The organism is Sulfitobacter sp. HI0040 (assembly GCF_001634885.1).
In the GTDB taxonomy this organism is placed as follows: Bacteria; Pseudomonadota; Alphaproteobacteria; order Rhodobacterales; family Rhodobacteraceae; genus Sulfitobacter.
In genome coordinates this window covers 1-296 of record NZ_LWEX01000476.1, presented here as the reverse complement: position 1 = coordinate 296, position 296 = coordinate 1, and the positions used below count along the sequence as shown (strand labels likewise).

The 296-nt window shown below is 63.9% G+C and carries 1 protein-coding gene; it reads right to left on the bottom strand.

The features are described from left to right. A partial coding sequence (locus A3728_RS19145) for a transposase (protein ID WP_201722351.1) occupies positions 1 to 296 on the bottom strand: 296 nt, incomplete at both ends.

Here is a 296-nt window from a genome sequence, read left to right as displayed (position 1 = left end):
GGTGACCCGACTGATCAGGTCGGGCGACACCCTCAGACCGTAGAGGTCGAGCAGATGCGCCTGGATGTCCCGCACCGTCAGACCGGCGGCGTAGAGCCCGATGATCTTGTCATCCATACCGTCGATCCGGGTCTGGCCCTTCTTCACCAGTTCCGGCTCGAAGCTGCTGTCGCGGTCACGGGAGATCGCTACCGGCAATTCCCCGTCCTGCCCCTTCAGCACTTTCGTCGATGTGCCGTTGCGGCGGTTGGGTTGGCTCGGCGGCGCGCTTTCGCCCTCTTCATAGCCAAGATGCG